Here is a 5,514-nt window from a genome sequence, read left to right on the forward strand (position 1 = left end):
TAGAGCCTCGCTTCTGATTAATCAGAAGCGAGGCTCTAGATTCTGTTCAACTGAATCAGCCTCGTCGCTCATCTTTTGTTTGAGCATGATCTTATCCGAAAGCTGGTTTCCACTTTGCGCTGGCGCGGTCCTTCGGGTCGGGATCATGCTCTAAAACCGGAAACCGTCTGCCTTCCCCGCAGCCGGGGAAGCGCAGCCCCATCCCCCTTCACCCATGCGCGAACATGCGCCGCTCCGGTGGCTGTGGCCGGAGGCGGCTCACGCCGCCGCCACCTCCTCCTCTTCATCCGCGCCGCGACGTCTGCCAGGCGCTGTCCTGCTATGCGCAGCCCCGACGGCTTCGGTCAGGTCGTTGCGGAATCTCACGTGAGGCGGCTTTATGCCGTGAACCAACAACGTACGCCGGATCGCGGGACGTGCCCCGACAATGTAGACGGGCGCTTTCCGGCCATGGGCCTTGTGCATGAATCCCTCAATTGTCGCCGCTCCGGAAGAGTCGATCATCGACACTTCCGAGAAATCGATGACATAGGCCCTCGCATGCTCGTCAAGACGGTCGAGCTCCTCGCCGACATTCGCCGCTGCCCCGAAGAAGAACGCCCCGGAAATCCGGTGAACGGCCACGGCGGGATCAGCGTCGAGATCGGCATCATACGGCTTGCGGCCGTTACCATTGACGCTATCCAGCTTGTTCTCATCGATCAGCGAACGCGCATTCTCGACTTTCACCGACTGCGCCATGCGATGCAGGAACAGGAGCGCGCCGATCCCGAAGCCGACAAGAATGCCCTCGATGAGGTCGCGAAAGATCACCAGCAGGAACGTCGTCATCAATATCACCGCGTCGCTGCGCGAAGCGCGCAGAAGCATCGCGAATGCGTGCCTTTCGGCCATGTTCCACGCCACCACGGCCAACACCGCTCCGAGCGCGGCCAGCGGGATGAACCAGGCCAGTGGTGCGGCGATGAGCATGAACAGCAGCAAAAACACCGCATGCAGCATGCCCGCGATCGGGCCGTGTGCCCCGGAGCGCACATTCGTCGCCGTGCGGGCGATGGTGCCGGTTACACAGAATCCGCCAAAGAGCGGAGCTGCGATGTTGGCGAAACCCTGCGCCATAAGCTCGCAGTTGGAGCGGTGTCGGTGCCCGCTCATGGAGTCGGCGACCACCGCCGATAACAGGCTCTCGATCGACCCCAGCAACGCGAAGGACAGAGCCGCGGGCAGCACCTCCGCGATCCTCTCCAGCGAGATTGCGGGGAGCGCGGGTGTCGGCAACGTCTGGGGTATGCCACCAAATCGCGTGCCGATCGTCTCGACCGGCAGGCCGAGCGCCCAGACCGCAACCGAGGCAATGCCAACCGCAATCAACATCGCGGGCCAGTTAGGACGGAAGCGGCGTATCGCGACGATCACCGCGATAGACAGCAGGGAGACGACCACCGCCGCCGTGCTGATGGTCGGCAGCGCCTCACCAATCGCCATCAGCTTGGGAATCAGCTCCCCCGGCTCTTTTCCCGCAAGGGTGAGACCCAGCAACCCGGTGAGTTGGCTGGCAAAGATGATCACGGAGATGCCCGCCGTGAACCCGATCGTCACCGGGAACGGAATATACTTGATGAAGGTCCCAAGCCTGAACAGCCCGATCACGAGCTGGATGATACCCGAAAGCAGGGTGGCAAGGATCAGCCCTTCCACCCCGTGAAGCGCGACGGTCACGGACACAAGGACGATAAACGCGCCTGCGGGGCCTCCGATCTGGTACCGGCTACCGCTCAGAAGCGAGACGACGAACCCACCGACGACCGCGGTGTACAAACCGCGGTCCGGGCTCACTCCGGAAGCGATGGCGATCGCCATCGAGAGCGGTATCGCCACGATGGCGACGGTCAGCCCGGCTAGAACATCAGCACGGAAATTTTTGAACCCATAACCTTCTCGAAGTACCGTAATAAGTTTTGGGGTGAATTGTTCAACAAAGGTCGGTTCAACCGGAGCCATACGCATCCCTTCTTATGCCGTTGAACGGCGGGATTATCGGCCGGGGCCGGTAGGTCGCCGTCGCGCTGCGAAACCCCGGACATCCTCGGCCAATTGCTTCTGGTCGATGCCGAACAAGGCGCGTGCAGCACGCATTTGCGCGGAGGTGATCAAGGCTCGCCGTCTTCTAATGTATCCTACTTTACATTCGCTATATCAAGTAGGGCAAATAACCGCAGCTTGCCTCTGTGAAGGGTGGCGCTTCCTCGCCGGCCTTTTGTCCGCGCGCGCCGACTTCGGCGTTTGCCATCGGTCTTCCTCCTGAAAACCCGAAGGAAAATAATGGGTCGCGCCACCGGCGCGAATCCGCCGGTCGTCACGAATGAAGGGTGGTCATGGCGTCGAAGGAGAAATAGACCTCCCAGCCGGGCCGTCCATTCGGCACTTCGCCCGTCACGGTTCCGATGCAGGCGGTCCGGCATTCCACCCTCCCCGCGCAAACCGGGAAGCGCGCCTTAATAAGGTGATGAACGTACCAGGTCGGAACGCCCTGCCGGTTGGCGACCGTCTCAGGCATCCGCCTCGTTGATAACCTTGAAGCCGCCGAAGATCATCCGCCTGCCGTCGAAAGGCATCGGGTTGTCCTTCATATGCGTCTGCATCTCGGCGAAGATTTTTTCCTGGCCGGCGTCGCGGGTCGCCCTGTCAGGCCATTCGACCCAGGAGAAGAAGACCGTCTCGTCTTCCTCCGCCTTCACGGCGCGATAAAAGTCGGTGACCTTGCCCTTCGGCACGTCAGCGGCCCAGCCTTCCACCACACGCAACGCGCCCTCGCGCAGGAAGAGCGGAGCAACTTCCGCGGCATGGCTGATGAATTTTTCCTTGTTGGCGGTCGGCACGGCCCCGACGAAACCCTCCACATATCCGGCCTTGCCGCCCTTACCCTGGTCAACGACCGGCTCGAAGCCGCCGAAGATCATTCGCTTGCCGTCGAAGGGCATCTCGCCGATCTCGGCCATGCCCGGGTCGTTCATCATCTTTTCCGAAGCGGCGTCGCGCGTCGCCCGATCGGCATATTCGATCCAGCCGAAAACTATCGTTTCGTCCTCCCTCGCTTCGACGGCGCGGTAGAAGTCGGTAGTCACGCCTTTCGGCACGTCGTCCCCCCAGGCGTCCACGATCCGGCTGGCGCCCAATCTCTGGAAGACACGCACCGCCTGTCTCGCATGATCGAGAAAGCTCTCGCGATTGGCGGTGGGGATGGCGGTCACGAATCCTTCGATGAAGGGCATGGAGAATCTCCTTGAGAACTGTCGCTCAGGGAACGCCCGGGACAGCGGGTCAGTTCATCGTTTCCTATTTCGTGGCGTTCTTCCGGAACGGCGCCGGTTGTCCCCTTAAGCGCCGCGGCCTCCCCGTTCACGATGACCGACCCGGAAATAAAGTTGATATCAACATAATTGCGCCATGTCCAGCGGAGCGCCAGAAGCCACGAAGTGGCTTACAACGGTCTTCCGACGACGGAACGGCCGACGACGGCGGGCGTTGAACCTCCAAAGAGGACACCCCGGCGTGAAGAAACTGCTTATTGCTTTGCTTGCCATTGCCTTCGTTGCCGCCCTCGCAGGAGCGGGCGTAATCCTGTTGTCGAAGGAACAGGCAACCGTTGCGCTCGAGGATCAATACGGTTCTGATCCGAAACTTCCTCCGCCGGACCCGCGCCTTCTGCCGACCGTGAACCAGGCCAAGGCCGAGTCGTGGAAGCAAGGCGAAATGCCGACCGCCGCTCACCGCTATGCCGTGTCCCAGTTCGCCGACGGACTTGATCATCCGCGCTGGCTGCATGTGCTGCCGAACGGTGACGTGCTTGTCGCGGAAAGCAGCAAGCCGTCCCAGGATGAAAGCAGCATGGGCATCCGCCGCTGGGTGGCGAAGATCGTAATGAACAGCGCAGGCGCCAGCACGCCCAGCGCGAATCGCATCTCCATCCTGCGCGACGCTGACGGCGACGGAGTAGCGGAGTTAAGGCAGCCCTTCATCACCGGACTGTTTTCACCTTTCGGCATGGCGCTGCTCGATGGCAAGCTCTATGTCGCCAACGCCAACGGCATCGTGGCCTTTCCTTATCAGGAAGGCGCAACGGAAATCACCGCGAAGCCGGAAACAATTACCGATCTGCCCGCAGGGCTGAACCACCATTGGACGAAGGATATCATCGCATCGTCTGACGGCACGAAGCTCTATGCCACCGTCGGCTCCAACAGCAATGTCGGCGAGAACGGCATGGAGGCCGAGGAAGGCCGCGCCGCCGTCTACGAAATCGACTTGGCCACAAAACAAAAACGCCTGTTTGCGACGGGGCTGCGCAATCCCAACGGGCTCTCCTGGCAACCTGACAGCGGCGAACTGTGGGTCGTGGTCAACGAGCGCGACGAGATCGGCAGCGATCTCGTGCCGGACTACATGACCTCAGTGAAGGACGGTGCGTTCTATGGCTGGCCATACAGCTATTTCGGACAGAACGTCGACGATCGCATAGAACCGCAGCGACCCGACCTGGTCGCAAAGGCCATCAAGCCGGACTATGCGCTTGGCTCCCATACGGCTGCGCTTGGTCTTACTTTCAATAGCGGGAGCCTGTTCGGGCCTGAAATGAAGAACGGCGCGTTCATCGGACAACATGGATCATGGAACCGCGTGCCGCGCAGCGGTTACAAGGTGATCTTCGTGCCGTTCAGTGACGGCAAGCCGGCCGGACCTCCGCGGGATATCCTGACCGGCTTCCTGCGTTCTGATGAGAGTGCGGCTGGACGTCCCGTAGGCGTTGCCGTTGCCCGCGATGGGGCGCTGCTGGTGGCGGACGATGTCGGCGATAAGGTCTGGCGGGTAACGCCGAGCCAATCCGGCCAGACAAACGCCGGAAACGTTGGGCCGGAACCATAGTGATCGCTTCGCATCATAACTGCTGCGAGCCAGCTCACGCGTCAACTCACGAAGAGAACGTCATAATGTCTGAGATGTGAGGATCAGCCGACCCGCGACGCGAACCCGTGCGCGACAATTTCAGAAATCGCAGAACCTGAAAGATGGGGAAGCTGGGGAGCTTCACTGATCAGGCTTCCTCTTAAAAACGCAACGCCCGTCCTCACGGACGGGCGCTTACCTTATCCAACCCTGGAATCTGACACCTTACACGAGCAATCACATTACTTGCTCAACGATCTCCTGACCGCGGGGAGATATAGCTCTGCGTTGGTAACGAGTGCCTCGACCAGAACTATATCAACTCCGACGGATGAGGCCGGCAGCAGACAACTCCGCTGAGTCAATGTGGGCGTTTGCCCGACCCCATGTGACAGCGCTTCAAGCCTTGCTGCCCATCAAGACGCCGTAACATCGCCTACCATTCCACCTTCTCCATCTTGCGCACGACGACATGGGTGTCGCGCGTGAAGATGCCGGTCGGACCCCAGTAATTCCATCCATAGGTGAACTGGGCATAACCACCGGCCAGGAACAAGGGGTTGATGCGAA

The 5,514-nt window shown here is 60.7% G+C and carries 4 protein-coding genes and 1 pseudogene; 1 reads left to right on the top strand and 4 read right to left on the bottom strand.

Translation table 11 applies throughout. The features are described from left to right. Positions 1–258: 258 nt before the first annotated feature. The 4 genes and pseudogenes from NWI01_RS17690 to NWI01_RS17705 all read right to left on the bottom strand — a co-directional run bounded on the left by NWI01_RS17690 (position 259) and on the right by NWI01_RS17705 (position 3,272). Complete coding sequence (locus NWI01_RS17690; protein WP_375782192.1) at positions 259–2,007, bottom strand: SulP family inorganic anion transporter; 1,749 nt, start codon at positions 2,005–2,007, stop codon at positions 259–261. 78 nt (positions 2,008–2,085) lie between these two features. Next, a pseudogene (locus tag NWI01_RS19900) lies at positions 2,086–2,154 on the bottom strand (helix-turn-helix domain-containing protein); the annotation flags it as partial. A 202-nt stretch (positions 2,155–2,356) separates the two neighbouring features. Then, positions 2,357–2,557, bottom strand: coding sequence for a hypothetical protein (locus NWI01_RS17700; protein ID WP_141385279.1), 201 nt, complete (start codon positions 2,555–2,557; stop codon positions 2,357–2,359). After that, complete coding sequence (locus tag NWI01_RS17705) at positions 2,550–3,272, bottom strand: DUF1428 domain-containing protein (protein ID WP_141385280.1); 723 nt, start codon at positions 3,270–3,272, stop codon at positions 2,550–2,552. Before NWI01_RS17705 ends, NWI01_RS17700 begins: the two co-directional genes overlap by 8 nt. A gap of 280 nt (positions 3,273–3,552) precedes the next feature. Here NWI01_RS17705 and NWI01_RS17710 point away from each other — a divergent pair, with 280 nt between their 5' ends. Further along, a complete protein-coding gene (locus tag NWI01_RS17710) occupies positions 3,553–4,923 on the top strand; it encodes a PQQ-dependent sugar dehydrogenase (RefSeq protein WP_141385281.1) in 1,371 nt (456 codons plus the stop codon). Positions 4,924–5,514: the final 591 nt, after the last annotated feature.

This window comes from Nitrobacter winogradskyi (genome assembly GCF_006539545.1).
Classification (GTDB): domain Bacteria; phylum Pseudomonadota; class Alphaproteobacteria; order Rhizobiales; family Xanthobacteraceae; genus Nitrobacter; species Nitrobacter winogradskyi_A.